Here is a 22,238-nt window from a genome sequence, read left to right on the forward strand (position 1 = left end):
CGGCACCGACAGCGAGTGCCACCCGAACGGGCAGGATGGGCATCATGAGCAGCACACCCGCGACCGCCTCCCTCTACGTGCCGCGCGCCAACGCGATGGGCCCGGACGACGTACGCCCGTTCGTCGCCGCCGTCGGCACCGCGCAGCTGGTCACGGTGGGGGTGGACGGCGTGCCCTACGCGACCTTCCTGCCCGTGCTCTGGGAGGGCGACCGGCTCGTCGGGCACCTCGCGCGGGCCAACGCCCACTGGCGGCGGATCGTCACAGGGTCGCCGGCGCTGGTGATCGTGACGGGGCCGGACGCCTACGTCTCGCCGTCCTGGTATGCCTCGAAGGCCGAGCACGGCAGGGTCGTCCCGACGTGGAACTACTCGGTGGTCCACCTCCGCGGGTCGGTCACGGTGCACGACGACGCCGGCTGGGTGCGGGGGCTGGTCACCCGCCTGACCGATCACCACGAGCAGCAGCGCGCCGAGCCGTGGGCCGTCGCCGACGCCCCGGACGACTATGTGGACAAGAACCTCCGCCCCATCGTGGGCGTCGAGGTGGTCGTCTCGTCGGTGGAGGCGAAGGCCAAGCTCAGCCAGAACCGCTCCGCCGCCGACCGAGCGGGCGTGGCGGCCGGGCTGGCCGCGGACGGGCGCGACCCCGGCGGGCTCGTGGCCCCGTGAGCCGGACCCGGGAGCGCTTCACCGGCCGCATCGCCGGCGTGGGCAGCACCAGCGGCGTGCGCGTCGTCGTCGGCCGCTGGGACGACTCGCCGTGGGGCGCCTTCGCCGACGTCATGGTGGAGGCCGCCTCCGGGCACCGGGTGCTCCTCGCCCCCGACGACCGGGTGCGCGAGTTCGTGGCCGCGACCTACACCTTCGACGAGCACGTCATCGAGCCGGTGGGTGTCGAGGACACAGCCGACGGATGGCAGGTGTCGACGCCCTCGCTCTCGCTCCGGCTGGTCACCGGAGGGCGTACGCCGCTGGGCCGGCTGCTCGGCCTGGTCCCCGCCCGCGTCGCCACCTCGCCGGCGTGGTGCTCGGCCGTCGACCCGGTGGCGCGTGTCGTGCTGAGCGGGGTGCGCACGCGCGGGACGGCCGGCAACGACCGACGGGAGTGGTACGGCGCGACGTCGGTCGTCGCGGTGACGGCGATCGCCGGTCACTGGCGCGGCGCCGCGCTGGGGGAGCTGGCCCCGGTCGACCCGCCCTGCCGCTTCGGGTTCTCCAGCACCCCCGAGCGGCCGTCGGTGACGAGCGTGGTGACGACCGTCGAGCGGTCGCTGTAGCCGGGCGCTGCTGGACGGCGGCCGAGACCTCCCACAGCGTGCTGGCGCCGCTCGGCGTCGAAGGACACGCCCGCCCGAGGTCCGGTGCGGGTCGTGCGCGTCATGCGTCATCCGCCGTGGACGGTGCCGCGTTGTAGAGCAGGTCGCGGTAGTCGGGGTGTCGCCGCAGCCACCTGGTGACGTAGGGGCAGATCACGAGGGCCCGCAGTCGTCGAGCGCGGATGTCGTCGAGCGCGGCCCGGGCGAGGGCGCTGCCCACTCCCTGGCCCTCGAAGGACGGGGCGACCTCGGTGTGGGTGAGTGCGACGAGCTCGCTGGTCTCCTGGTAGTCGAGGAACCCGGCGACCGTCGAGTCGCCGAGGACGGCCTCGTAGCGCTGGCGGTCGGGGTTGCGGGTCACCGTGACGTCGATGGGCATGGTGGGTGGAGCCTCCTGGTCTCGGAACGGGTGCGACGTCCACACGATCGCCCATCAGGCCGCCTGCTCGCGTCGGGGAGAACTGCCTAGACCGGTCGAGGTCCCTCCCTGTCTCAGGGAAGCGGCAGCTGCCTGAGCTGCCGGCGGGAGGTGATCTCCAGCTTGCGGAAGATGCTCCGCAGGTGGGCCTCGATCGTGCGCGGGCTGAGGAACAGCTCGGCGGCGACCTCGCGACTGGTTGCCCCGGTGGCCACCAGTCGCGCGATGTTCAGCTCCTGGGCGGTGAGCTCGTGGGTCGGCTGCGCGGCTCGGGCGCGTGGGTGCTCGCCCGTGGCGCGGAGCTCCCGTGCGGCGCGTGCGGCGAACGCCTCCGCGCCCATGTCGGCGAGCAGCCGGTGGGCGGTGCGGAGCTGTTCGCGGGCGTCCCTGCGGCGGCCCTCACGGCGTAGCCACTCGCCGTAGACGAGGTGCGTGCGAGCGAGGTAGCCGCCCATCCGGCTGCGCCCGAGCTGTCCGATCGCCTCGAGGTAGTGCTCCTCGGCCGCGGCTCCGGTGCTCGTGAGCGCCCGGGCGCACGACGCCACTCCGAGCGCCCAGGGCGCGCCGCTGGCACGCGCCCGGGCGTCGAGCTGCTCCATCGCCGAGGCGGCGCTCTCGGGGTGGTCGGTACGGACGCAGGCCTCGACGAGCTCGGGGAGGCCGGCGCTGCTCAGCGCGAGCTCGGGTGACCGGCAGGCGCGTGACGCGGCCTCCCGCGCAGCGGCGTAGTCGCCCAGCCCGTTGTGGAGCACTGCCAGCGCGTACAGGGCCTGAGCGGCGTCCGTGCTCCCCTCGGGGTAGGCGTCGTCCTCGGCGGTGCCGGCATGGAGCGCGGTGGTCGCGGCGCGGTCGCCACACCAGCCACTGAGGATGACCTGGGCGTGCCGGAGCTCGACGCCGCCGGTGGCCTGGGTGATGGCCGTCGCCTCGGCGGCCAGCTCGCCGGCGCGGGCGAGCTCACCCATCAGGGTCGAGGTGATCGACATGAGGCCGAGGGCGGCGGGCAGCGTCGCCAACGCGCCGGACTCGCGGGCCAGCGCGACGTTGCGGCTGGCCAGTGCGTGGAGCAGCTCGTCGTCGAGGAGCGCCACCGCGTTGCGGCCGGCCAGCCACAGCCACCCGGCGCTCTCCCGCTCGCGGCCGGGATCGGTGAGGGTGCCGTCGCAGAACGACTCGAGGGCGCGTCGCAGCCGGGGGGCTCCTGCCATGTATCCGATCGTCAACGTCGTCGCGAGGCCGTCGAGGAGCAGGTCCACCGGTCGGGCCGGTGTCGGCGGCGGGGGAGCGGCCGCAGCGGCTGCGGCAATGTGCGTCACGTCGTCGCTGCCGATGAGGATCGCCGCGTCGAGGGCGCGCAGGTAGGTCTCGCGAGAGAGCGCGGGGTCGAGCGGGGCGAGCATCCTGGCCGCGTCCAGCAGCATGCCGGGCACGTCCTGGTCCCGTGTCAGGTGGAACGCGATCTGGGCGCGCAGCAGCTGGAGGCAGGCGCGTGCCAGGTCGTCCAGCGGCCCCGCGGCGGCGGCCGCCACCAGGGCCGACGCGGCCTCGATCGCACCCGCGTCGTGCTTGGCCTGGGCGGCCGCCAGCGACCGCCGCGTGCGGGCGGCGGGCTCCGGCGTCAGCTCGGCTGCGCGCTGCAGGAACGCGGCCGCGGCGGCCACACCGCCGCGGAGGCGCGCTCGGTCGGCCGAGAGCTCCAGCTCTGCGGCCGCGTGCTCGTCGGTGCCCAGCACGGCCTGCGCCCGGTGCCAGGCGCGCCGGTCGGGGTCGCCCCGCGGGTCGGTGGCGCCGGCCAGGGCTCCGTGCACCCGACGCCGGTCGGGTGCGGTGGCCGACTGGTAGACCGCGGAGCGCACCAGCGGGTGCCGGAACCGTACGCGGGTGCCGATCTCGACCAGATCGCTCGCCTCGGCGGGCGCGGCCGCCTCGGGGACGATCCCCAGGTGGGAGGCCGCGCGCCAGAGCAGCGCCGGGTCGCCGGTCGGGTCGGCCGCCGCCACCAGCAACAGCAGCTGGGTCTCGGATGGCAAGGTCGCCGAGCGGCGGCGGAAGCCGTCCTCGATGCGGTGGGGCACGCTGAGCGTGTCCGGCAGCTCGAAGCCGCCCGCCCGGACGGTCGCGGGTGCGGCCCGGGGCAGCTCCAGCAGCGCCAACGGGTTGCCGCGGGCCTCTGCGGCGATCCGCTCGCGCACGGCGTCGTCGAGAGGCGCGGCGACACCCGTCGCCAGCAACGTCCGCGCGTCTGCCTCGCCGAGCCCGGCCACCCGCAGCTCCGGCAACCCGGCCAGCGGGTCGTCGGTGGCTGTGCTGCTGTCGCGGCGCGCGAACAGCAGCGCCACGCGTTCGGCCGAGACGCGTCGCGCGACGAACGCCATCACCTGCGCGGACGCCTCGTCCAGCCACTGGGCGTCGTCGACGACGCACAGCAGCGGAGCCGCCTCGGCGACCTCGGCCAGCAGGTTGAGCGTCGCCAGGCCGACCAGGAACCGGTCCGGTGCAGGCCCGCTCCGCAGTCCGAACGCCACGCCGAGAGCGGCCTGCTGCGGGTCCGGCAGCGCGCCGAGGTGGCCCAGCAGCGGGCCGCACAGCTGGTGCAGACCGGCGAACGCGAACTGCGCCTCGGCCTCCACCCCCACCGACGTCTCCACCCGGAACCCCGATGACGCGGCGCCAAGGGCGGCCTGCTCCACCAGGACCGTCTTCCCGATGCCCGCCTCGCCGCGCACCACGAGGGCGCCGCTGCTGCCGGCGCGTGCCCGGTCCAGCAGGCGCTCGATCTCCGCTCGTTCGGCGTCCCTGCCCACGAGGTCCACGGCGGCGGCTCCCCCCAGTCTCTGCGCGTGAGGACGTGAGTCTCACGGACGCCACGCACACCCGCAAGGCCGGGTCTCGCCGCTGATAGACGTCCGGCGATCACCCCTCACACGAGCCCGAGGGCCTCCGCGTGGCGGCGTACGGCGTCGGTGTCCGCCGCCAGCACGAACGGGACCTCCGACCCCCACGCGTCCGCGACCCTCTCCACCCGGCCGTCGCCGGGGTCGAGCCGCACCTCGCGGATGTAGACCGCGATCACCCGGTCGGGGTGCTCGCGGACGATGTCGGCGTAGATCTCCGGGTCGTGCTCCCCGGAGTCGCCCAGCAGCACGACCCTCAGGTCGGGGTGGAGGTCGAGCACCTCGCGGATGCGGTCGTGCTTCTGCTCACGCCCGGCGGAGGTGCCGAGCAGGTCGCGCAGCAGCACCGGGCCGAGGGGGAACCCGTGGTGGCGCAGGAACGCCACGAGGAACGAGTGCAGGTTCCACGGGCTCGAGGAGACGTAGAAGACCGGGTTCACGCCCGCAGCCAGGTCGCGGTAGAGCCCCGCAGCGCCGGGGAACGGCGCCCGCGTGAGCTCGGAGCCGGTGAGCGTGTGCAGCACCATCCGGACCACCCGCTGGACACCGGTCTGGAGGATGGTGTCGTCGATGTCGGAGATCACCCCGAACCGCGCGCCGGCAGCCGGGACCCGCACGTCCACCGACGCCGACGGCTGGCCGGTGAGTCCCCGGTAGTCTCCGGCGAGCTCGACCGTCCCGCGGGTCCACGGGCTGGTGAGCGCCCCGGGTGCCGGTGACAGCCGGGCCAGGAAGTAGCCCTCGTCGTCGGTGACGGCGTCGACCTGCTCACCCGCGACCGTCACGCGGAGCGGGACACCCGGCAGCTCGTCGGTCAGGAAGTTCCCCACCGTGCGGCGGACCGCGGCGGCGACGCCCTCCCCGTCCGCCGCCTCGGGCGACCGGGGGTTGTCGAGCACCCGGCCCCGCACGACCACGCCCTCGGTCCCGCCGTGGCCGAGGTAGGGATCGATCCTGAAGTGCTCGGGCGCCCGCGACCGTCGGCGCCGCACGCGCGCACCGTCCCACGCCCGCTCCGCGGCGACGACCCACCGGCGTACGTCCATGGCGCAACCGTAGGCACGGCGAGCCGTCGCGGCCGAGCGGGGGCACCACTCCCAATTGGACATGCTCCCGCGATCGTGTTCTGGTGGACGAGCCGCAGGTAGTGCCCTCGCCGTGAGCGGGGCGCCTCCCATCGTGAGGTGATGCGCACCGTGGCCTCGACGCCCGACTCGACGGTGTCGCGTCCGAGCGCCCCGGAGAGGGCGCACACAACACCCCCGTGAGGTCCGAAGCACGTGCGTGCCACCACCACACCTGTCCTGTCCGTCCGCCTGCGAGGCGCCGCTGCCGGCGTCGCCGCGGCAGCCCTCGCCCTGACCCTGGCGCCCGGCAGCGCCTACGCCCAGCCGGCGGACGACGAGGCCGTCGCCGTCCGCCTCAAGGTCGCCGACCAGCCGCCCGTCGAGGTCGCCACCACGCCCCGCGCGTGGCCCGGTGCGCTCCTGGAGGCGCAGGGCGTCTCCGTCGACGGCAACGACCTGGTCGACGTCGTCCGCGACGGCCGCGAGGTCTCCGGCAAGCGCAAGCGGCTGCGCCAGGGCGACGTCGTCCGCCTGACCGACGTGGTCAAGAAGCGCAAGACCAAGCGCGAGAAGGTCCGCCCGCGCACGGTCGAGGTCGCCACCACCAAGCTCAAGCCCGGTCGCCGCAAGGTCGTGGCCACCGGTCGGCCCGGCGTCCGCGAGATCGTCGCCGTGAAGACGCTGCACAACGGCGAGCCGGAGACCTACCGCGTCGTCAGGCGCACCCTGGTCAAGGAGCCGCGCCCGCGCCGCGTGCTCGTCGGCCGCAAGGCCAGCTCGGTCGCCGGCGCAGACGGCCTCAACTGGGCCGCGCTGGCCAGCTGCGAGTCCGGCGGCAACCCGCGTGCGGTCAACCCGGCCGGCTACTACGGGCTCTACCAGTTCGACCTCGGCACGTGGCGCAGCGTCGGCGGCTCCGGCCTCCCGACGTCCGCGTCGCCCGGCGAGCAGACCTACCGCGCCAAGCTGCTCTACAAGCAGCGCGGCCGCTCGCCGTGGCCCACCTGCGGCCGGCTGCTCTGAGCCGACCGCCCGGTCGGGCAGTGGCCGCGGTCACTGCCCGATGCGGGTGCGCACCTCGTAGAGCTCGGGGAAGAACGTCAGGTCCAGCGCCCGGCGCAGGAAGTCGACGCCCGACGACCCGCCGGTCCCCGTCTTGTGGCCGATGACGCGCTGGACGACCTGGAGGTGGCGGAAGCGCCACTGCTGGAAGGCGTCCTCGACGTCGACGAGCTCCTCGCAGGTCTCGTAGACGCCCCAGTGCTCGTCGGGTGAGGCGTAGACCGACGCGAAGACGTCGACCAGCTCGGGGTCGGTGGTGTGCGGCCGTGTCCAGTCGCGGTCCAGCAGCCGCTGCGGGACGGCGTAGCCCTGGCGCGCGAGGTGGGCGAGGAACTCGTCGTAGAGCGACGGCTCGTGCAGCAGCTCGTCGAGGGCGTCCCGCGCGGCCTCGTCGTGGGAGAAGACCTTGACCATCTCGGCGTTCTTGTTGCCGAGGAGGAACTCGACCTCGCGGTACTGCGCGGACTGGAAGCCCGAGCTGGTGGCCAGGAACGGTCGGATCTCGGCGTACTCCGACGGCGTCAGCGTCGCCAGCACCGACCACTGGTCGGTCAGGGTGTGCTGGATGTGCTTGACCCGGGCCAGCCGCTTGAGGGCGGGGGAGAGGTCGTCGGTGCGCAGGAGCGCGCGGGCCGAGCGCAGCTCGTGGACCAGCAGCTTGAGCCACAGCTCGCTGGTCTGGTGCTGGACGATGAAGAGCAGCTCGTCGTGCTGCGGAGGGTCGGAGAGCGGCTGCTGGGCCGACAGCAGCACGTCGAGGCGCAGGTAGTCGCCGTAGGACATCGCGCGGGAGAAGTCGCGCTGGATGCCCTCCTCGAGGTCGCGCTGGTTGGGGGTGACCGGTGTCTCGCCCGTTCCTGGAGCCATGGACTGCAAGGTAGTCGGTGCCCTCGTCTACCGTCGCACCATGGCCCCCGCGACCGCCGAGCGCACCCGCACCTGGGTGCCCGACTGGCCGTGCGTGCCCGCCCAGGTGCTGCGCCCGCAGCGTCGTGGCGCGGGCGACCCGACGCAGCGCCACGAGGAGTCCGGACGCGTCTGGCGCGCCATGCGTACGCCGCTGGGCCCGGCGTCGCTCTGCGTGCACCCCCGGCCGGCGGCCGGCGAGGTCGTCGGCCGCGCCTGGGGTCCGGGGGCCGACTGGGCGCTCGACGCGATGCCCGCGCTCCTCGGCGCGGACGACGACCCCACCGGCTTCGAGACGCACCACCCGGAGGTCGCCGCCGGCTGGCGCGCCCACCGCCACTGGCGCATCGGGCGCACCGGGCTCGTGATGGAGTCGCTGGTGCCGTCGATCCTCGAGCAGAAGGTGACCGGCAAGGAGGCGTTCGGCTCGTTCCGCGAGCTCGTCCGGCGCCACGGCGAGCCCGCGCCCGGCCCGGTCGCGTCCCTGCGGCTGATGCTGCAGCCGACGCCCGAGACGATCGCGGCGATCCCGTCGTGGGAGTGGCTGCGCCTCGGCGTCCAGCCGGCCCAGTCGCGCACGGTGGTGACGGCGTGCCGGCTGGCGTCGTCGCTCGAGCGACTCACCGAGGTGGGCGCCGAGGAGGCCGACCGCCGGCTGCGGTCGGTCCGCGGCATTGGCGTGTGGACCAGCGCCGAGGTGCGCCAGCGCGCCCTGGGCGACCCCGACGCGGTGAGCTTCGGCGACTACCACCTCGCCCACTGGATCGGCTGGGCCCTCCTCGGCCACGACATCACCGACGAGGAGATGGGCGAGCTGCTCGAGCCCTACCGTCCCCAGCGCGGCCGCGCGGCCGCGATGGCCATCGCCGGTGGCCGGACCCGGCCGCGGCGCGGACCGAGGATGAGCGTCCCGACCCACCTGCCCACCCGCTGAGCGCGCTCAGAGGAACGGACGCAGCGGCGCGAGGAAGCTCTCGGTGAACTTCCGGTTGAGGTCGCGCGCCTCCCACTCCGCCAGGGTCAGCTCGAGGCAGTTGGACTCGTCGGCGGCGAACACCTTCTCCATCACCGCGGCGAAGTCCCGGTCGATCACCTCGACGTTGATCTCGTAGTTGCCCTGGAGGCTGAGCCGGTCGATGTTGGCGGTGCCGACGGTCGACCAGTTGCCGTCGATGGTGGCCGTCTTGGCGTGCACCATCGCGTCCTTGAAGCGGAGGATGCGCACCCCGGCGGCGAGCAGCTGGCCGTAGTAGCCCCGCGAGATCCAGTCCGCCACGATGTGGTTGGACTTCAGCGGCAGCAGGATGCGTACGTCGACCCCGCGCCGCGCCGCGTCGGCCACCGAGTCCACGAAGTCCTGGTCGGGCAGGAAGTAGGCGGTGGTGAGCCAGATGTTGCGGCTCGCCCGGGCGATCGCCTCGAGGTACATGCTGCGGATCGGGAACGTCCACTGCCGGGGGACGTTCTGGTGCGTGCGGATGTGGGGGTCCCACTCCGACGCGGTCTCGAGCAGCAGGGGCCGGTCGTCGCGCCGCAGCCGGTGGTGCCGGTTGACGTTCCAGAGGTCGGCGAACGCCCTCTTGAGGTCCCACACGCCGGGGCCGGCGATCCGCACGTGCGTGTCGCGCCACTCGGTGGCGTACGCCGAGCCGATGTTGTAGCCGCCGACGAAGGCGACCTCGTCGTCGACGACGAGGATCTTGCGGTGGTCGCGGCCGTAGCGGCGCAGGTCCCAGACCCGGAAGCCGGCGGTCCACATGGGGTAGCGCAGCACCTTCAGCGACGACGGGAACCGCTTGAAGGCGGGCGACACGACCAGGTTGGCGAAGCCGTCGTAGATGCAGTGCACGTCTACCCCGCGGTCGGCGGCGGCGGCGAGGGCGGTCTTGAACTTCCACCCGATCTCGTCGCCCTTCCAGATGTAGGTCTCGAAGAGGATCTGCTTCTTGGCCCCGTCGATGGCGGCCAGCATGTCGTCGTAGAGGTCGCGGCCGAAGGTGTAGGTCGTGATCTCGCTGTCGCCGACCGGCACGGTCTCGGGCCCCGTCACCGGGAACGGCTTGGGCTTCTTGCCACGGCGCCGGTAGGAGTCGACGAGCGAGAGCGCGACGGCGACGGCGAGCTGGAGCCCGACCAGTGTGAGCAGGGTGCGCCGTACGGCGGTCAGCGTGCGGGCGACGGTCACAGGGGTCAATCTAGCGAGGTGTCCCTCCAGCCGGGCCGCCGGCACGAGGGGCCGGAGGCGGTCAGTCGGGACGCGCGTCGGCGTACGCCGGGAAGCGGGCCAGCTCGTGGGCCGGGAGCAGGGCGGCGGGCACGACGGAGGTCGTCGGCGACCCCACGAGCCGGACGTGGACCCACTCGCCGTCGTGCCGCAGCGACTCGAGGCTGGCATAGGGCAGCGTCTGCGTCCCCTCGCGGCTGCTCAGCTCGAGACCGTCCTCGGTGAACCGCGAGGTGACCACCAGCCCGGGCACGAGCTGGCGACGGAAGGCGTGGCGCCACCGGAAGCGGCCGACCAGCACGATGGCCCCGAACAGCACGGCGACGGTGCCGGTGCCGAGCCCGAGCGCGGGGCCGATCCGCGACGGGTCGGGGTCGAGGGCGAAGAAGACGGCGCAGTAGAGCACCCACGCGAGCAGGGCGAACGTCACCGTGCGCCGGCTGCGCCGCTGCGCGCGCAGGAAGGAGTCGGCCGCCCGGGCGGCGGAGTCGGGGGCGGCGGTCCAGCGGTAGGTCGGTGCGTCGTCCACGGGGAGATCCCATCACGCGCGCCCGCTGTCGGTGGCCCCGCGTACGCTCGAGTCATGCGTCCAGTCACCGATCTGCAGCGCCGGGTGGCCCCCTTCAAGGTGGTGTCCGACTACGAGCCCTCGGGCGACCAGCCGGCCGCGATCAAGGAGATCGTCGGCCGCATCCAGGGCGGCGAGAAGGACGTCGTGCTCCTCGGCGCGACCGGCACCGGCAAGACGGCCACCGTCGCCTGGGTCACCGAGCAGCTCCAGCGGCCGGTCCTGGTGCTCCAGCCCAACAAGACGCTGGCCGCGCAGTTCGCCAACGAGCTGCGCCAGCTCTTCCCCCACAACGCGGTGGAGTACTTCGTCTCCTACTACGACTACTACCAGCCCGAGGCCTACGTCCCCCAGACCGACACCTACATCGAGAAGGACTCCTCGATCAACGAGGAGGTCGAGCGGCTGCGCCACAGCGCGACCAACAGCCTGCTCACCCGCCGCGACACGATCGTGGTCTCCACGGTGTCGTGCATCTACGGCCTCGGCACCCCCCAGGAGTACGTCGACCGGATGCTGCGGCTCAAGGTCGGCGAGGAGCACGACCGCGACTCGGTGCTGCGCCGGCTCGTGGAGATCCAGTACACCCGCAACGACATGTCGTTCACCCGCGGCACGTTCCGGGTGCGGGGCGACACGCTCGAGATCTTCCCGGTCTACGAGGAGCTCGCCATCCGCGTGGAGTTCTTCGGCGACGAGGTCGAGCGGCTGATGACGCTCCACCCGATCACCGGCGAGGTGATCTCCGACGACACCGAGCTCCACGTCTTCCCCGCCACCCACTACGTCGCCGGTCCCGAGCGGATGGAGCGGGCGATCCGGGGCATCGAGCTCGAGCTCGACGACCAGCTCGCGGCGTTCGAGAAGCAGGGCAAGCTGCTCGAGGCGCAGCGGCTGCGGATGCGCACGACCTACGACGTGGAGATGATGCGCCAGGTCGGCTCGTGCTCGGGCATCGAGAACTACTCGATGCACATGGACGGCCGCGCTCCGGGCAGCGCCCCCAACACGCTCCTCGACTACTTCCCCGAGGACTTCGTCCTCGTCATCGACGAGTCCCACGTCGCGGTGCCGCAGGTCGGCGGCATGTACGAGGGCGACATGTCCCGCAAGCGCAACCTCGTCGACCACGGGTTCCGGCTGCCGAGCGCGATGGACAACCGCCCGCTCAAGTGGGAGGAGTTCGTCGACCGGATCGGCCAGACCATCTACCTCTCGGCCACCCCGGGCAACTACGAGCTCGACCGCGTCGGCGGCGTCGACAACACCGTCCAGCAGATCATCCGGCCCACCGGCCTCATCGATCCCGAGGTCGTGGTCAAGCCCACCAAGGGCCAGATCGACGACCTCATCCACGAGATCCGCGAGCGCGCCGACAAGGGCGAGCGCGTCCTCGTCACCACGCTCACCAAGAAGATGTCCGAGGACCTCACCGACTACCTCCTCGACGCCGGCATCCGCACCCGCTACCTCCACTCCGAGGTCGACACCCTGCGCCGCATCGAGCTGCTGCGTGAGCTCCGGATGGGTGAGTACGACGTGCTCGTCGGCATCAACCTGCTGCGCGAGGGCCTCGACCTGCCGGAGGTGTCGCTGGTCGCGATCCTCGACGCCGACAAGGAGGGGTTCCTGCGCTCCGACAAGTCGCTGATCCAGACCATCGGTCGCGCGGCTCGCAACGTGTCCGGCCAGGTCCACATGTACGCCGACAAGATCACGCCCTCGATGGAGAACGCGATCAGCGAGACCAACCGTCGTCGCGCGATCCAGGTCGCCTACAACACCGAGCGCGGGATCGACCCCCAGCCGCTGCGCAAGAAGATCGCCGACATCACCGAGATGCTCGCCCGCGAGGACGAGACCACCCAGGAGCTGCTCAAGACCTGGGCCGACGTCGGCCAGAAGGGCCGCGCCGGAGGGGTCAAGGCCGGCAAGTCGCCCACGCCCGCCCTGTCGAGGATCCACAACGAGGCGCCCGACACCGCCGGCATCCCGAGCAGCGACCTCGCCGAGCTCATCCAGGAGCTGACCGGCCAGATGAGGCACGCGGCCGCCGAGCTGCAGTTCGAGGTGGCGGCGCGGCTGCGCGACGAGATCTCCGACCTCAAGAAGGAGCTCCGCCAGATGATGGAGGCGACGAAGTGAGGAGGGCGCGCGCGGGCCGAGGAACGAGGCCTGTGGCGCGCCCGACGAGCGAGGAGCAGCGTGCGAGCGAAGCGAGCGCGCCGGCGACGAAGTGAGGAGAGGGCCCCGAGCGAGGAACGAGCTCGGTGGGTCCTCGACGAGGGAGCTCAGCCCTCCTCCCACTTCCTGAGCTCCTTGCGCTGCTTCTTCTCCAGCCGCTGGGTCTCGGACTCGATGATGTCGTCCTTCTGCCAGACCACGCGCCCGGCGTTGAGCCCGGTGCCGAGCATCACGAACAGCGGCCACGGGAACTCCTGGCCGGTGGCGAACCAGATCACCCAGCAGATCAGCGAGGCCGACAGGAAGCCCCACACGGCCTGGCGCCGCTCGGCGAGGTAGGCCCTCGTCGCCTGCTCGGGGATCGACGAGCGCGGGGCGGGCGCGGCGGTGGGCAGATCGGCCACGAGCGGCACCAGATCGCCCAGCGTGCGGCTGGCGAGCAGCGCGTCGGCGCGCTCGTCGTACTCCGCGCGGGTGAGCCGGCCCTCGGCGAAGGCATCGGCGAGCACGGTCTCGATCACCGCGCGGTCGCGGTCCGACGCGCGCATCGCCGCGTTGGCGGAGCTGCGCGGATCGTGGTCGAACTGGCTCCACACCTCGATGCCTGGCACGACGCCCATCGTAGGCACGCGCGCCGACGGACGAGGACGTCGTCCGGACCCGGAGGGGTGAGGTCGCGCGCCTGAGGCATGGCTAGCCTCCGCTCCATGAGCACCCCCATCGACCTCGGACGCCCCGTCTCCGGCGACGTCATCGACCTGATCCTCGAGGACCACCGCCGCTTCGAGACCCTCCTCCGGCAGCTGCGCGACAGCTCCTCCGACCGTGACGCCGTGCGCAAGGCGCTCTCGGCGCTGCACGTCGCCCACGCCGAGGCCGAGGAGAAGCACGTCTACCCCAAGCTGGAGCGCAAGAACGCGATCACCGAGCACGAGGCCGAGCACGGCGAGGAGGAGCACGCCGAGGGCCACGAGGCGATGCTGAAGGTCCTCGAGCTCAAGGGCACCGACACGCAAGCCTTCGACGACGCCGTGGAGGAGCTGGCCGCGGCGCTCAACCACCACCTCACCGAGGAGGAGCTCACGATCCTCAACCCGGCGCGTGAGGAGGTCAGCGAGAGGATCCGCGTCGAGCTCGGCACGGCCTTCGCCACCGAGCGCAACGCCCAGCTCGACGCCGACTGCGGCTCCCTCGACAACGTGCGCCGCATCGTGGCGGCTGCCGAGCGCGAGGGTCTCCTCGACGACGACGAGGACGACGACGAGGAGTGAGTCCTCAGCGGCGGTGGCGCATCATCGTGAGCCCGACCATCCGGGCCACGACCATCGCGACGTAGAAGACCCCGACCATCATCTCCACCATGACCACCGAGCGGGCCTGCTCGCCGACGGCGACGATGTCGGACAGGCCGACGCTGGTGAGCGTCGAGAACGACAGGTAGAGCAGCTCGAACCACGTGTGCTCGAAGCCGGACGCGTTGGTGAACGAGTTGGGCCACACGATCTGCACGACCGAGAAGACGTAGGCGAAGCCCCACGCCACGACGGTGAACGCGGCGCCGGTCGCGTAGTACTCGTCGGTGGTGACCTCGTCGTCGTGGAACAGGTAGCGCAGCATCGCGTAGGAGACGTAGAAGTAGAACGGCGCGTGCAGCATCCCCGAGATCAGCAGGATCGCGTCGGTGTCGGGGAAGACCGCCTCGAGCAGGGTGAAGACGATCGTCGGGGCGCCCAGGAAGAACACGACCCGGCTCACGTTGGGCGTACGCCGGACCGCGAGCACCGCCGAGCCGACCGCGAGCATCGCGATGACGCCGAGGAAGCCCCCGCCCAGTCGCGAGCCGCCCAGGAAGGGCCACGCGAGCACCTGCAGCAGCTGGGCGGCGAGCAGCATCGCGGACGGGTGCGCCGTCACCTGCGGGAGAGGTCTGCTCACGAGGATGCAGTCTAGGGACGCGACGCTGCGGCGCCCGGAGGCTCGGCTGGGCTAGGTTCGCCCCGTGGGAGTGCGAGCGGGGCGATGGACGGCCGGTGGCCTCGCCGTCGTGCTCGTCGCCCTGCTGGTCGCCATCGGCCTGGTCGTCACCTCGCAGGACGAGGTCGACGCCGAGCTGACGGCCGCCCACCAGGGCGTCGCCGCGGCGGCGCGCGCCGAGGCGATGGCGTTCCTCACCGTCGACCACCGCGACATGGACCCGCTCGTCGAGGCGGTGCTCGACGGTGCCACCGGCGACTTCGCCGAGCAGTACGCCTCGCAGCGCGACACGCTCACCAGCGAGGCGGTCCGCACGGAGGCCGTCTCGACGCCCGAGGTCGTCTCGCTCGGGGTGGGCGACCAGTCCGGCGACGCCGCGACGGTCCTGGTCGCGGCCAACAGCACCGTCACCAACACGGGCACCGACGGCGAGGGTCAGGTCCGCTACTACCGGCTGCGCCTGCGGCTCGTGCACGAGGGCGGGCGCTGGCTGACCAGCGACCTGCAGTTCGTGAGGTGACGACCCGTGACCCCGACTCCCGTCCCGACCCCGATCGCGCGGCGCTGGCTGGTGGTGCTGGGCGCACTGGTCTGCCTGGCCGCCGGCGCGCTGGCCTGGGCCGTGACCGAGGCCGGCGACGATCCGGCCCCGACGGTCGCGACCGCCGACTCCTCCGCGGCGACGCTCGTGTCGGCCGCGGTCAAGGACGCGGTGCGCGAGCGTGCCGGCGAGGCTGCCGCCGCGGCCTACAGCTACTCCTGGGAGACCCTCGCGGCGGACAAGGCCGACGCCCGCGCCCTGATGACGAGCGCGATGCAGGACCGCTACGACCGCACGATGGCCGGCGTCGCGACCGCGAGCCGCCGCGACCGCACGGTGGTGCGCGCCGAGGTCGTCGACACGGCGCTGGTGTCCGCCTCCGCGTCGTACGCCCGCGTGCTCGTCTTCGTCAACCAGCACACCTCGGGCCGCGGGCTCGACCCGCCGACGCTCGACCTCGACCGGGTGCTGGTGACGCTGCGCCGCACGGGCGGGGAGTGGCGGGTCGACGAGCTCGACGCCCTGTGATGGACCGGCCCTTGTGGCCGGGACGCCCCGAAGGAAGGATCCGCGACGTGGACGACGTGACGACCGACCTGCTGATCATCGGAGCCGGCCCGACCGGCCTGTTCTCGGCCTACTACGCCGGGTTCCGCGGGATGAGCGTCGCGGTGGTCGACTCGCTGCCCGAGCTCGGCGGCCAGATCACCGCGATGTATCCCGAGAAGGCCATCCTCGACGTCGCGGGCTTCCCGAGCGTGAAGGGTCGCGACCTCGTCGAGGGGCTGGTGACGCAGGCCGCCACCGCCGACCCGACCTACCTGCTCGACCGCACGGCCATCACGCTCGACCACGGCGAGGACCAGGTCGTCGTCACGCTCGACGACGGCACCCGCGTCACTGCCGGCGCCGTGCTCATCACCTCCGGCATCGGCAAGTTCAGCCCGCGACCGCTGCCTGCCGGCGACGGCTGGGTGGGCCGAGGCATGGAGTTCTTCGTGCCCAGCTTCGCCCCCTACGCCGGCAAGGACGTGGTCGTGGTCGGGGGAGGCGACAGTGCGTTCGACTGGGCGCAGCACCTCGAGCCCATCGCCGCGTCGGTCACCCTGGTCCACCGCCGCGACGCGTTCCGGGCGCACGAGCGCACGGTCGCCGCCGTCCGGGACTCCAGCGTGGAGATCGTCACCAACGCGCAGGTCACCGAGCTGCGGGGTGCGGCCCACCTCGAGGAGGTCGTGATCACGGTCGACGGCCAGGACCCCCACGTACGTCCGGCGCAGGCGCTGGTCGCGGCCCTCGGCTTCATCGCCGACCTGGGCGCGATCCAGCAGTGGGGGCTGGAGACCAACAAGCGCCACGTGGTGGTCGACTCGTCCATGCGCACCAACCTGCCGCGCGTCTTCGCCGCCGGCGACATCACCGACTATCCCGGCAAGGTCCGGCTCATCGCGGTCGGGTTCGGAGAGGCCGCGACGGCCGTCAACAACGCCGCCGTCGTCCTCGACCCGGCCGCCCACGTGTTCCCCGGCCACTCCAGCGAGGGGTGAGGGCGCGGGCTGCTACTTGTCGGTAGGCATAATGGCCCGGTGCGCATCGCCATGCTGTCCTACCGGAGCAAGCCCCACTGCGGAGGGCAGGGCGTCTACATCCGACACCTGAGCCGCGAGCTCGTCCGCCTCGGCCACGAGGTGGAGGTGTTCTCCGGCCAGCCCTACCCCGACCTCGACGAGGGTGTCGGGCTCACGAAGGTGCCGAGCCTCGACCTCTACCGCGAGCCCGACCCGTTCCGGGTGCCGCGGCCGAGTGAGTTCCGCGACCGCATCGACGTCGAGGAGTTCCTCACGATGTGCACGGCCGGGTTCCCCGAGCCGAAGACGTTCAGCTCGCGCATCGCCCGGCTGATGAAGGAGCGCGCCGGCGACTTCGACATCGCCCACGACAACCAGGTGCTCGGCACCGGCATCATGGCGCTGGAGTCCTACGGGCTCCCCGTGATCGCGACGATCCACCACCCGATCACCATGGACCGGCAGATCGACCTCCAGACCGCGCCCACCTGGCGCAAGCGGCTCACGCTGCGCCGCTGGTACGGCTTCCTGCGGATGCAGGCCCGCGTCGCCAAGCGCTACCGCACGATCCTCACGCCCTCGGAGTCCTCGCGGCGCGACGTCGCGCGCGACTTCGGCGTCGACCCGGACCGCATGCGGACGATCCTGCTGGGCGTCGACGACGTCTTCGCCCCGCCGACCGCCCCGCGGGTGCCGGGCCGCATCCTCGCCATGGCCAGCGCCGACGCACCGATGAAGGGCATCGCGACCCTCCTCGAGGCGTTCGCCAAGCTCGCGGTCGAGCGCGACGTGTCCCTGGTGCTGGTGACCCGTCCCGAGCCGGGCGGGCGCACCGAGCAGCTCATCGACCAGCTCGGCATCGCCGACAAGGTGCAGTTCGTCAACGGCGTCAGCGACGCCGAGCTCGTGGAGGTCATGGGCTCCGCCGAGGTGGCGTGCGTGCCCTCGCTCTACGAGGGGTTCTCGCTGCCGACGGCCGAGCTGATGGCGTGCGCGACCCCGCTGGTGGTCTCGCGCGCCGGCGCGATCCCGGAGGTCGTCGGGCCCGACGGCGAGTGCGCCGACCTGGTGACCCCCGGCGACGTCGGCGAGCTCGAGCAGGCGCTCGCCGCGCTGCTCGACGACCCCGAGCGGCGTACGGCCATGGGCACGGCCGGCCGGGCCCGGGTCGAGGAGCTGTTCAGCTGGCGTGCCGTGGCCGAGGCCACCGCCGCCGCCTACGAGGAGACCATCGCCGACTTCCGGCGTGAGCGAGGCCTGCCCGAGCAGGACCAGGAGGAGAGCATCCGTGCTGACCGTTGACTTCGACCGGCTCGGGCTGCGCCCGGGCGACCGCGTGCTCGACATGGGCTGCGGTGCCGGTCGGCACGCGTTCGAGATGTACCGGCGCGGCGCGGACGTGATCGCCTTCGACCAGGACGCCGACGAGCTGGCCACTGTGCGCGAGTGGTTCACCGCGATGCGCGCGGCCGGTGAGGTGCCCGCGGCCGCCGAGGCGGACGTCAAGGAGGGCGATGCGCTCGCGCTGCCCTTCGCCGACGGTGAGTTCGACCGCGTCGTGGCCGCCGAGGTGCTCGAGCACATCCACGCCGACGTCGACGCCATCAAGGAGCTCGTCCGGGTGCTGCGCCCGGGTGGCACGCTGGCCATCTCCGTGCCCCGGTGGCTGCCCGAGCTCGTCAACTGGAAGCTCTCCGACGACTACCACAACGCCGAGGGCGGGCACGTCCGGATCTACACCGCCGAGGAGCTCGTCGACAAGGTCACCAAGGCCGGCCGGTCCAACGACGGCACGCCCGGCGACGCGATGGTCTTCCTCGGCAAGGACCACGCCCACGGGCTGCACACGCCCTACTGGTGGATCAAGTGCGCCGTCGGCGTGACCAACGACGACCACCCCCTCGCCAAGGCCTACCACCGGCTCCTGGTGTGGGAGATCATGAAGAACCCCAAGGCGCTCCAGTACGCCGGCAAGGTGCTCGACCCGCTCATCGGGAAGAGCATGGTGCTCTACTTCCGCAAGCCCGCATGAGCCGAGCCCTGGGGGTCGAGGAGATCCTCACCCGCGCCCAGGTCGAGCAGACCGCGGCGACGATCGCGGCGACCCAGGAGCCGTCGGGTGCCATCCCGTGGACGGCGGGGGAGCACACCGACGTGTGGAACCACCTCGAGGCGGCGATGGCCCTGATGGTCGGCGGCCGGCGCGAGGAGGCCGAGCGGGCCCTGGCCTGGGTGCGGGACACGCAGCGCGCGGACGGGTCGTGGCCGATGAAGATCGTCGGTGGCGAGGTCGAGGACCACTCCGGCGAGTCCAACATGTCGGCCTACCTCGCCGTCGCGACGTGGCACCACTGGCTGGTCGCCCGCGACGAGGAGCTCGTGCGCCGGACCTGGCCGACGGTGCGCCGTGCGCTCGACTTCGTGGTGGGCCTGCAGCTGCCGTTCGGCGGGATCGCGTGGTCGCAGGAGTGGCGCGACGACCGTCCCGGTCCGGTCAACGAGCAGGCGCTGCTCGCCGGCTCGTCGAGCATCTACCACTCGCTGCGCGCGGGGGTGGCGCTCGCCGGGCTGGTGGGGGAGCCGCAGGTCGAGTGGGAGCTCGCCGGCGGCCGGCTCGGCCACGCCCTCCGCGAGCACCGCGACCTGTTCCTCGACAAGTCCGACTTCTCGATGGACTGGTACTACCCGGTCCTCGGCGGTGCGGTCCGCGGGCCCGCGGCGCACACCCTCCTCGCCGAGCGGTGGGACACCTTCGTCGAGCCGGGGCTGGGCATCCGGTGCGTCTCGGAGAACCCGTGGGTGACCGGCGCCGAGACGTGTGAGCTGGTGCTGGCCCTGGAGGCCCTCGGCGACCGGGAGCGCGCGCTCGAGCTGCTCGCGGCGATGCAGCACCTGCGCACCGACGACGGGTCCTACTGGACCGGCTACGTGTTCCCCGACGACGTCAACTGGCCGGTCGAGCACACCACCTACACCGCCGCGGCCGTCGTGCTGGCGGCCGATGCGCTGGGCGACTGGACGCCCGGCGCCGACATCATGCGCGGCACCACGCTCGCGCCCGACTTCGCCGAGGTCGGCCTGGAGTGCGGCTGTCGGCCCGGCGAGGACTCAGCCGAGCGGGTCGCCGGCGTCGCCCGCCGTACGACGTAGCACCCGCATCGAGCCGACCGCGTCGACCTCGGTGAAGGCGCCGCTGGCGATCGCGGGCAGGTAGATGTCCTCGTAGGGCGGCCGGCCGCCGTCGGCGGGGTCGGGGAAGACGTCGTGGATCACGAGCACCCCGCCCGCCTCGACCCAGCGCGGCCAGGTGCGGAAGTCGGTGCGGGCCGGCTCGACGCCGTGGCCGCCGTCGATGAAGAGCAGCGACAGCGGGGTGCGCCACCACCTGCCGACCGTCTCGGAGCGACCCACGACGGCCACCACCTGCTCCTCCAGCCCGGCCGCGGCGATCGTGCGGCGGAAGGTGGGCAGCGTGTCCATCAGCCCGAGGTCGTGGTCGACGAGGCTGTCGTCGTGGTGCTCCCAGCCGGCTTGGTTCTCCTCCGAGCCGCGGTGGTGGTCGACGGTGAGGACGGTGCCGCCGACCTCCCGTGCCGCGCCGCCGAGCCAGACCGCGGACTTCCCGCAGTAGGTGCCGACCTCGAGGGCGGGGCCGTGCGGCAGCCGCTCCCGTGCCCACCGGTGCAGCAGCGCGCCCTCGTCGTCGGGCATGAAGCCCTTCGCCGCGCGGGCGTGCTCGAGCAGGTCGGGCGGGAGCGGGTCGGAGGACGGCACGGGTGGAGAGACTAGTGCGTGTCACGTCGGCGGCCGCGGGGCCGTCAGGAGGGTGAGAGCAACCACCACACACGGGAGCAGCCATGAGCAACCACACCATCGTCATCCCCGCCGCCGACCTCGCGCCCGCCACGGCGTTCTACCGCACGGCGTGGGGGACCGAGCCGCACACCGAGACGCCCTACTACGTCGGGTTCAACCTCGACGGGCAGGAGATCGGGCTCAACCCGCAGGGCGAGCGGGACGGGATGACCGGACCCGTCGTCTACTGGAGCACCGACGACCTCGCCGCCAAGGTGGCCGAGGTGGAGGCCGCCGGCGGGACCGTCGTACGCCCGGTGACCGAGGTGGGCGGCGGCACGTCCCTGGCCCTGCTGACCGACCCGGCCGGCAACCAGGTCGGCTTCATCACCCAGGCGGACGGCTAGCCTGCGTCGGCGTCCACGTCCTGGCGCATCTCGTCGGGCTCGACGCCGCTGTCCGCCGCGAGGCCGTGGCGCCAGGTGTTCCAGTGCCAGGTCAGGTAGCGGTCGACGGCCCGCACGGCGTGCGCGCTGCGGATCGAGTGGAACATGTCGAAGGCGTGCTGGGCGCCCGGCAGCTCGGCGTAGACCACCGACTTCTTGGAGGTGCGCCGCAGCTCGGCGACGAACAGGCGGGCCTGGTCGACGGCGACCAGCGAGTCGAGCTCGCCGTGGATGACGAAGAAGTCGGGGGCGTCGGGCGTGATGCGGAGGATCGGTGAGGCCGCCTCGTAGACGTCGGGCGCGTCCTGCCACGTCGTCTGGACCACGCGCGGGCCGAGGAAGGCGTCGCGCATGCCGATCGCGTTGGCCAGGCCGGTGGAGCCGGCGAAGTCGTAGACGCCGTAGAACGGGACCGCCGCCTGCACCGAGGTGTCGGCGTCCTCGAACCCGGGCTGGAACGCCGGGTCGCCGGGCGTCAGCGCTGCGAGTGCGGCGAGGTGGCCGCCCGCGGAGCCGCCCGTGACCACGAGGTAGTCGGGGTCGCCGCCGTAGTCGGCGATGTTGTCCCTGACCCAGGAGATGGCGCGCTTGACGTCGACGATGTGGGCGGGCCACGCGTCGCGGGGGGCGAGGCGGTAGTTGATCGCGACGCAGACCCAGCCCTTGGCGGCCATCCGGTTCATCAGGGGGCGTCCCTGGTGCTCCTTGGCGCCCAGCGTCCAGGCGCCGCCGTGCACCTGCAGGAGCACGGGGGCGTCCGTGATCGCGTCCTGGTCCGCCGGCAGGTAGATGTCGAGGTGGCCGCGCCTGCCGGCCTCGGAGTAGGGCAGGTCGCTGATCACCCGGACGGCGTCGTCGCGGAAGTCGAAGGGCCGCGCGAGCCGTCGCCAGGGGGTCGCGAGGTCGGCCGGGTCGGGAGCCTCGTCGAGCTGCTCGACGTAGTCGACGCCGAGCCCGTCGACCAGGGCATCCTCGAAGCGGTCCTCGGCGCGTTGGCTCTGCCGGATCACGTGGGCCAGGCCGAGCGCGCTGGCCCCGGCGAGCGCGAGCCCTGCCTTGGCGCGGATCGTGCCGCGACGGCTCTTGGTGAGGTGGCTCGCCGCGTCGAGCGCGGTGAGGGCCAGCATCTGCGGTGCGGTCTCGCCGAAGAGCCACCCGGCGACGAACGCGGGCAGCCCGGCACGTCGGCCGCGCGGCGGGCGGAGGGCGTTCGCGGTGAGAGCGGCGATCACGGCCTGGCGGGTCAGGAAGCTCACGTGCCATACGTTACTCG

At 72.7% G+C, this 22,238-nt stretch carries 23 protein-coding genes; 13 read left to right on the forward strand and 10 right to left on the reverse strand.

Annotated features, from left to right (window positions below; genetic code table 11):
• Positions 1–44: 44 nt before the first annotated feature.
• Together AC3X7Z_RS17725 and AC3X7Z_RS17730 are read left to right on the forward strand one after the other, a co-directional pair.
• Positions 45–671, forward strand: coding sequence for an FMN-binding negative transcriptional regulator (locus AC3X7Z_RS17725; RefSeq protein ID WP_489976763.1), 627 nt, complete (start codon positions 45–47; stop codon positions 669–671).
• Positions 668–1,279 (forward strand): hypothetical protein, encoded by a 612-nt coding sequence (locus AC3X7Z_RS17730; protein WP_489976764.1) that lies wholly within the window; start codon positions 668–670, stop codon positions 1,277–1,279. Before AC3X7Z_RS17725 ends, AC3X7Z_RS17730 begins: the two co-directional genes overlap by 4 nt.
• 100 nt (positions 1,280–1,379) lie before the next feature.
• Here the strand turns inward: AC3X7Z_RS17730 and AC3X7Z_RS17735 are convergent, their stop codons facing one another.
• The 3 genes from AC3X7Z_RS17735 to AC3X7Z_RS17745 all read right to left on the reverse strand — a co-directional run bounded on the left by AC3X7Z_RS17735 (position 1,380) and on the right by AC3X7Z_RS17745 (position 5,676).
• Positions 1,380–1,742 (reverse strand): GNAT family N-acetyltransferase, encoded by a 363-nt coding sequence (locus AC3X7Z_RS17735; protein WP_346776140.1) that lies wholly within the window; start codon positions 1,740–1,742, stop codon positions 1,380–1,382.
• A 68-nt stretch (positions 1,743–1,810) separates the two neighbouring features.
• Positions 1,811–4,549, reverse strand: a complete 2,739-nt coding sequence (locus AC3X7Z_RS17740; protein WP_206054373.1) for an ATP-binding protein — start codon at positions 4,547–4,549, stop codon at positions 1,811–1,813.
• Between the two features lie 107 nt (positions 4,550–4,656).
• Complete coding sequence (locus AC3X7Z_RS17745; protein WP_489976765.1) at positions 4,657–5,676, reverse strand: App1 family protein phosphatidate phosphatase; 1,020 nt, start codon at positions 5,674–5,676, stop codon at positions 4,657–4,659.
• A 234-nt stretch (positions 5,677–5,910) separates the two neighbouring features.
• Here AC3X7Z_RS17745 and AC3X7Z_RS17750 point away from each other — a divergent pair, with 234 nt between their 5' ends.
• Positions 5,911–6,720, forward strand: a complete 810-nt coding sequence (locus AC3X7Z_RS17750) for a resuscitation-promoting factor (protein ID WP_186341176.1) — start codon at positions 5,911–5,913, stop codon at positions 6,718–6,720.
• 30 nt (positions 6,721–6,750) lie between these two features.
• Here the strand turns inward: AC3X7Z_RS17750 and kynA are convergent, their stop codons facing one another.
• On the reverse strand, positions 6,751–7,626 hold the full coding sequence (gene kynA / locus AC3X7Z_RS17755) for a tryptophan 2,3-dioxygenase (RefSeq protein WP_186341177.1): 876 nt from the start codon (positions 7,624–7,626) through the stop codon (positions 6,751–6,753).
• Between the two features lie 40 nt (positions 7,627–7,666).
• Between kynA and AC3X7Z_RS17760 the strand changes: the two genes are divergently transcribed.
• Positions 7,667–8,599 (forward strand): DNA-3-methyladenine glycosylase family protein, encoded by a 933-nt coding sequence (locus tag AC3X7Z_RS17760; RefSeq protein WP_489976766.1) that lies wholly within the window; start codon positions 7,667–7,669, stop codon positions 8,597–8,599.
• A gap of 6 nt (positions 8,600–8,605) precedes the next feature.
• Here the strand turns inward: AC3X7Z_RS17760 and AC3X7Z_RS17765 are convergent, their stop codons facing one another.
• Both AC3X7Z_RS17765 and AC3X7Z_RS17770 read right to left on the reverse strand, forming a co-directional pair.
• Positions 8,606–9,850 (reverse strand): phospholipase D-like domain-containing protein, encoded by a 1,245-nt coding sequence (locus tag AC3X7Z_RS17765; RefSeq protein ID WP_241005112.1) that lies wholly within the window; start codon positions 9,848–9,850, stop codon positions 8,606–8,608.
• A gap of 61 nt (positions 9,851–9,911) precedes the next feature.
• Positions 9,912–10,418 carry a hypothetical protein gene (locus AC3X7Z_RS17770; protein ID WP_489976767.1) on the reverse strand — a complete coding sequence of 169 codons (507 nt, stop codon included), beginning with the start codon at positions 10,416–10,418 and terminating at the stop codon, positions 9,912–9,914.
• A gap of 54 nt (positions 10,419–10,472) precedes the next feature.
• On the opposite strand from AC3X7Z_RS17770, the gene uvrB reads away from it, so the two are divergent.
• Positions 10,473–12,602, forward strand: a complete 2,130-nt coding sequence (uvrB, locus tag AC3X7Z_RS17775; RefSeq protein ID WP_489976768.1) for an excinuclease ABC subunit UvrB — start codon at positions 10,473–10,475, stop codon at positions 12,600–12,602.
• Positions 12,603–12,748: 146 nt separating this feature from the next.
• On the opposite strand, the gene AC3X7Z_RS17780 is transcribed toward uvrB, so the two are convergent.
• Positions 12,749–13,252, reverse strand: coding sequence for a DUF1707 SHOCT-like domain-containing protein (locus tag AC3X7Z_RS17780; protein WP_489976769.1), 504 nt, complete (start codon positions 13,250–13,252; stop codon positions 12,749–12,751).
• 96 nt (positions 13,253–13,348) lie between these two features.
• On the opposite strand from AC3X7Z_RS17780, the gene AC3X7Z_RS17785 reads away from it, so the two are divergent.
• The gene (locus AC3X7Z_RS17785; RefSeq protein WP_186341181.1) at positions 13,349–13,912 is read left to right on the forward strand and encodes a hemerythrin domain-containing protein; all 564 of its coding nucleotides are present in this window, start codon (positions 13,349–13,351) and stop codon (positions 13,910–13,912) included.
• Between the two features lie 4 nt (positions 13,913–13,916).
• Here AC3X7Z_RS17785 and AC3X7Z_RS17790 read toward each other — a convergent pair whose 3' ends face one another.
• Complete coding sequence (locus AC3X7Z_RS17790; protein ID WP_489976770.1) at positions 13,917–14,576, reverse strand: ion channel; 660 nt, start codon at positions 14,574–14,576, stop codon at positions 13,917–13,919.
• A 64-nt stretch (positions 14,577–14,640) separates the two neighbouring features.
• Between AC3X7Z_RS17790 and AC3X7Z_RS17795 the strand changes: the two genes are divergently transcribed.
• Genes AC3X7Z_RS17795 through AC3X7Z_RS17820 form a run of 6 tightly spaced genes read left to right on the forward strand, consistent with a single transcriptional unit; the run spans position 14,641 to position 19,874 of the window.
• Complete coding sequence (locus AC3X7Z_RS17795; protein ID WP_489976771.1) at positions 14,641–15,135, forward strand: Rv1363c family protein; 495 nt, start codon at positions 14,641–14,643, stop codon at positions 15,133–15,135.
• Positions 15,136–15,141: 6 nt separating this feature from the next.
• Positions 15,142–15,684, forward strand: coding sequence for a hypothetical protein (locus AC3X7Z_RS17800; protein ID WP_186341183.1), 543 nt, complete (start codon positions 15,142–15,144; stop codon positions 15,682–15,684).
• Between the two features lie 47 nt (positions 15,685–15,731).
• Positions 15,732–16,703, forward strand: coding sequence for an NAD(P)/FAD-dependent oxidoreductase (locus AC3X7Z_RS17805; RefSeq protein ID WP_241005109.1), 972 nt, complete (start codon positions 15,732–15,734; stop codon positions 16,701–16,703).
• 39 nt (positions 16,704–16,742) lie between these two features.
• A complete protein-coding gene (locus AC3X7Z_RS17810; protein WP_186341185.1) occupies positions 16,743–18,026 on the forward strand; it encodes a glycosyltransferase family 4 protein in 1,284 nt (427 codons plus the stop codon).
• Positions 18,013–18,756, forward strand: coding sequence for a class I SAM-dependent methyltransferase (locus AC3X7Z_RS17815; RefSeq protein ID WP_186341186.1), 744 nt, complete (start codon positions 18,013–18,015; stop codon positions 18,754–18,756). Before AC3X7Z_RS17810 ends, AC3X7Z_RS17815 begins: the two co-directional genes overlap by 14 nt.
• Positions 18,753–19,874: a prenyltransferase gene (locus tag AC3X7Z_RS17820; protein ID WP_186341187.1), complete on the forward strand. Its 1,122-nt coding sequence runs from the start codon at positions 18,753–18,755 to the stop codon at positions 19,872–19,874. Before AC3X7Z_RS17815 ends, AC3X7Z_RS17820 begins: the two co-directional genes overlap by 4 nt.
• Here the strand turns inward: AC3X7Z_RS17820 and AC3X7Z_RS17825 are convergent.
• On the reverse strand, positions 19,833–20,498 hold the full coding sequence (locus AC3X7Z_RS17825) for a class I SAM-dependent methyltransferase (RefSeq protein ID WP_241005108.1): 666 nt from the start codon (positions 20,496–20,498) through the stop codon (positions 19,833–19,835). The two genes, AC3X7Z_RS17820 and AC3X7Z_RS17825, sit on opposite strands and share 42 nt — an antisense overlap.
• An 83-nt stretch (positions 20,499–20,581) precedes the next feature.
• On the opposite strand from AC3X7Z_RS17825, the gene AC3X7Z_RS17830 reads away from it, so the two are divergent.
• Complete coding sequence (locus AC3X7Z_RS17830; RefSeq protein WP_186341188.1) at positions 20,582–20,926, forward strand: VOC family protein; 345 nt, start codon at positions 20,582–20,584, stop codon at positions 20,924–20,926.
• Here AC3X7Z_RS17830 and AC3X7Z_RS17835 read toward each other — a convergent pair.
• Entirely contained in the window at positions 20,923–22,221 is a 1,299-nt protein-coding gene (locus AC3X7Z_RS17835; RefSeq protein WP_489976772.1) for an alpha/beta hydrolase fold domain-containing protein, read from the reverse strand. The two genes, AC3X7Z_RS17830 and AC3X7Z_RS17835, sit on opposite strands and share 4 nt — an antisense overlap.
• Positions 22,222–22,238 lie beyond the last annotated feature (17 nt).

It is taken from the genome of Nocardioides sp. Z24_21, from assembly GCF_058134345.1.

Coding starts and splice junctions, on each gene's coding strand:
- uvrB (WP_489976768.1), top strand. CDS start 10,473: ATGCGTCCAGTCACCGATCTGCAGCGCCGGGTGGCCCCCTTCAAGGTG.
- AC3X7Z_RS17830 (WP_186341188.1), top strand. CDS start 20,582: ATGAGCAACCACACCATCGTCATCCCCGCCGCCGACCTCGCGCCCGCC.
- AC3X7Z_RS17820 (WP_186341187.1), top strand. CDS start 18,753: ATGAGCCGAGCCCTGGGGGTCGAGGAGATCCTCACCCGCGCCCAGGTC.
- kynA (WP_186341177.1), bottom strand. CDS start 7,626: ATGGCTCCAGGAACGGGCGAGACACCGGTCACCCCCAACCAGCGCGAC.
- AC3X7Z_RS17745 (WP_489976765.1), bottom strand. CDS start 5,676: ATGGACGTACGCCGGTGGGTCGTCGCCGCGGAGCGGGCGTGGGACGGT.
- AC3X7Z_RS17725 (WP_489976763.1), top strand. CDS start 45: ATGAGCAGCACACCCGCGACCGCCTCCCTCTACGTGCCGCGCGCCAAC.
- AC3X7Z_RS17760 (WP_489976766.1), top strand. CDS start 7,667: ATGGCCCCCGCGACCGCCGAGCGCACCCGCACCTGGGTGCCCGACTGG.
- AC3X7Z_RS17785 (WP_186341181.1), top strand. CDS start 13,349: ATGAGCACCCCCATCGACCTCGGACGCCCCGTCTCCGGCGACGTCATC.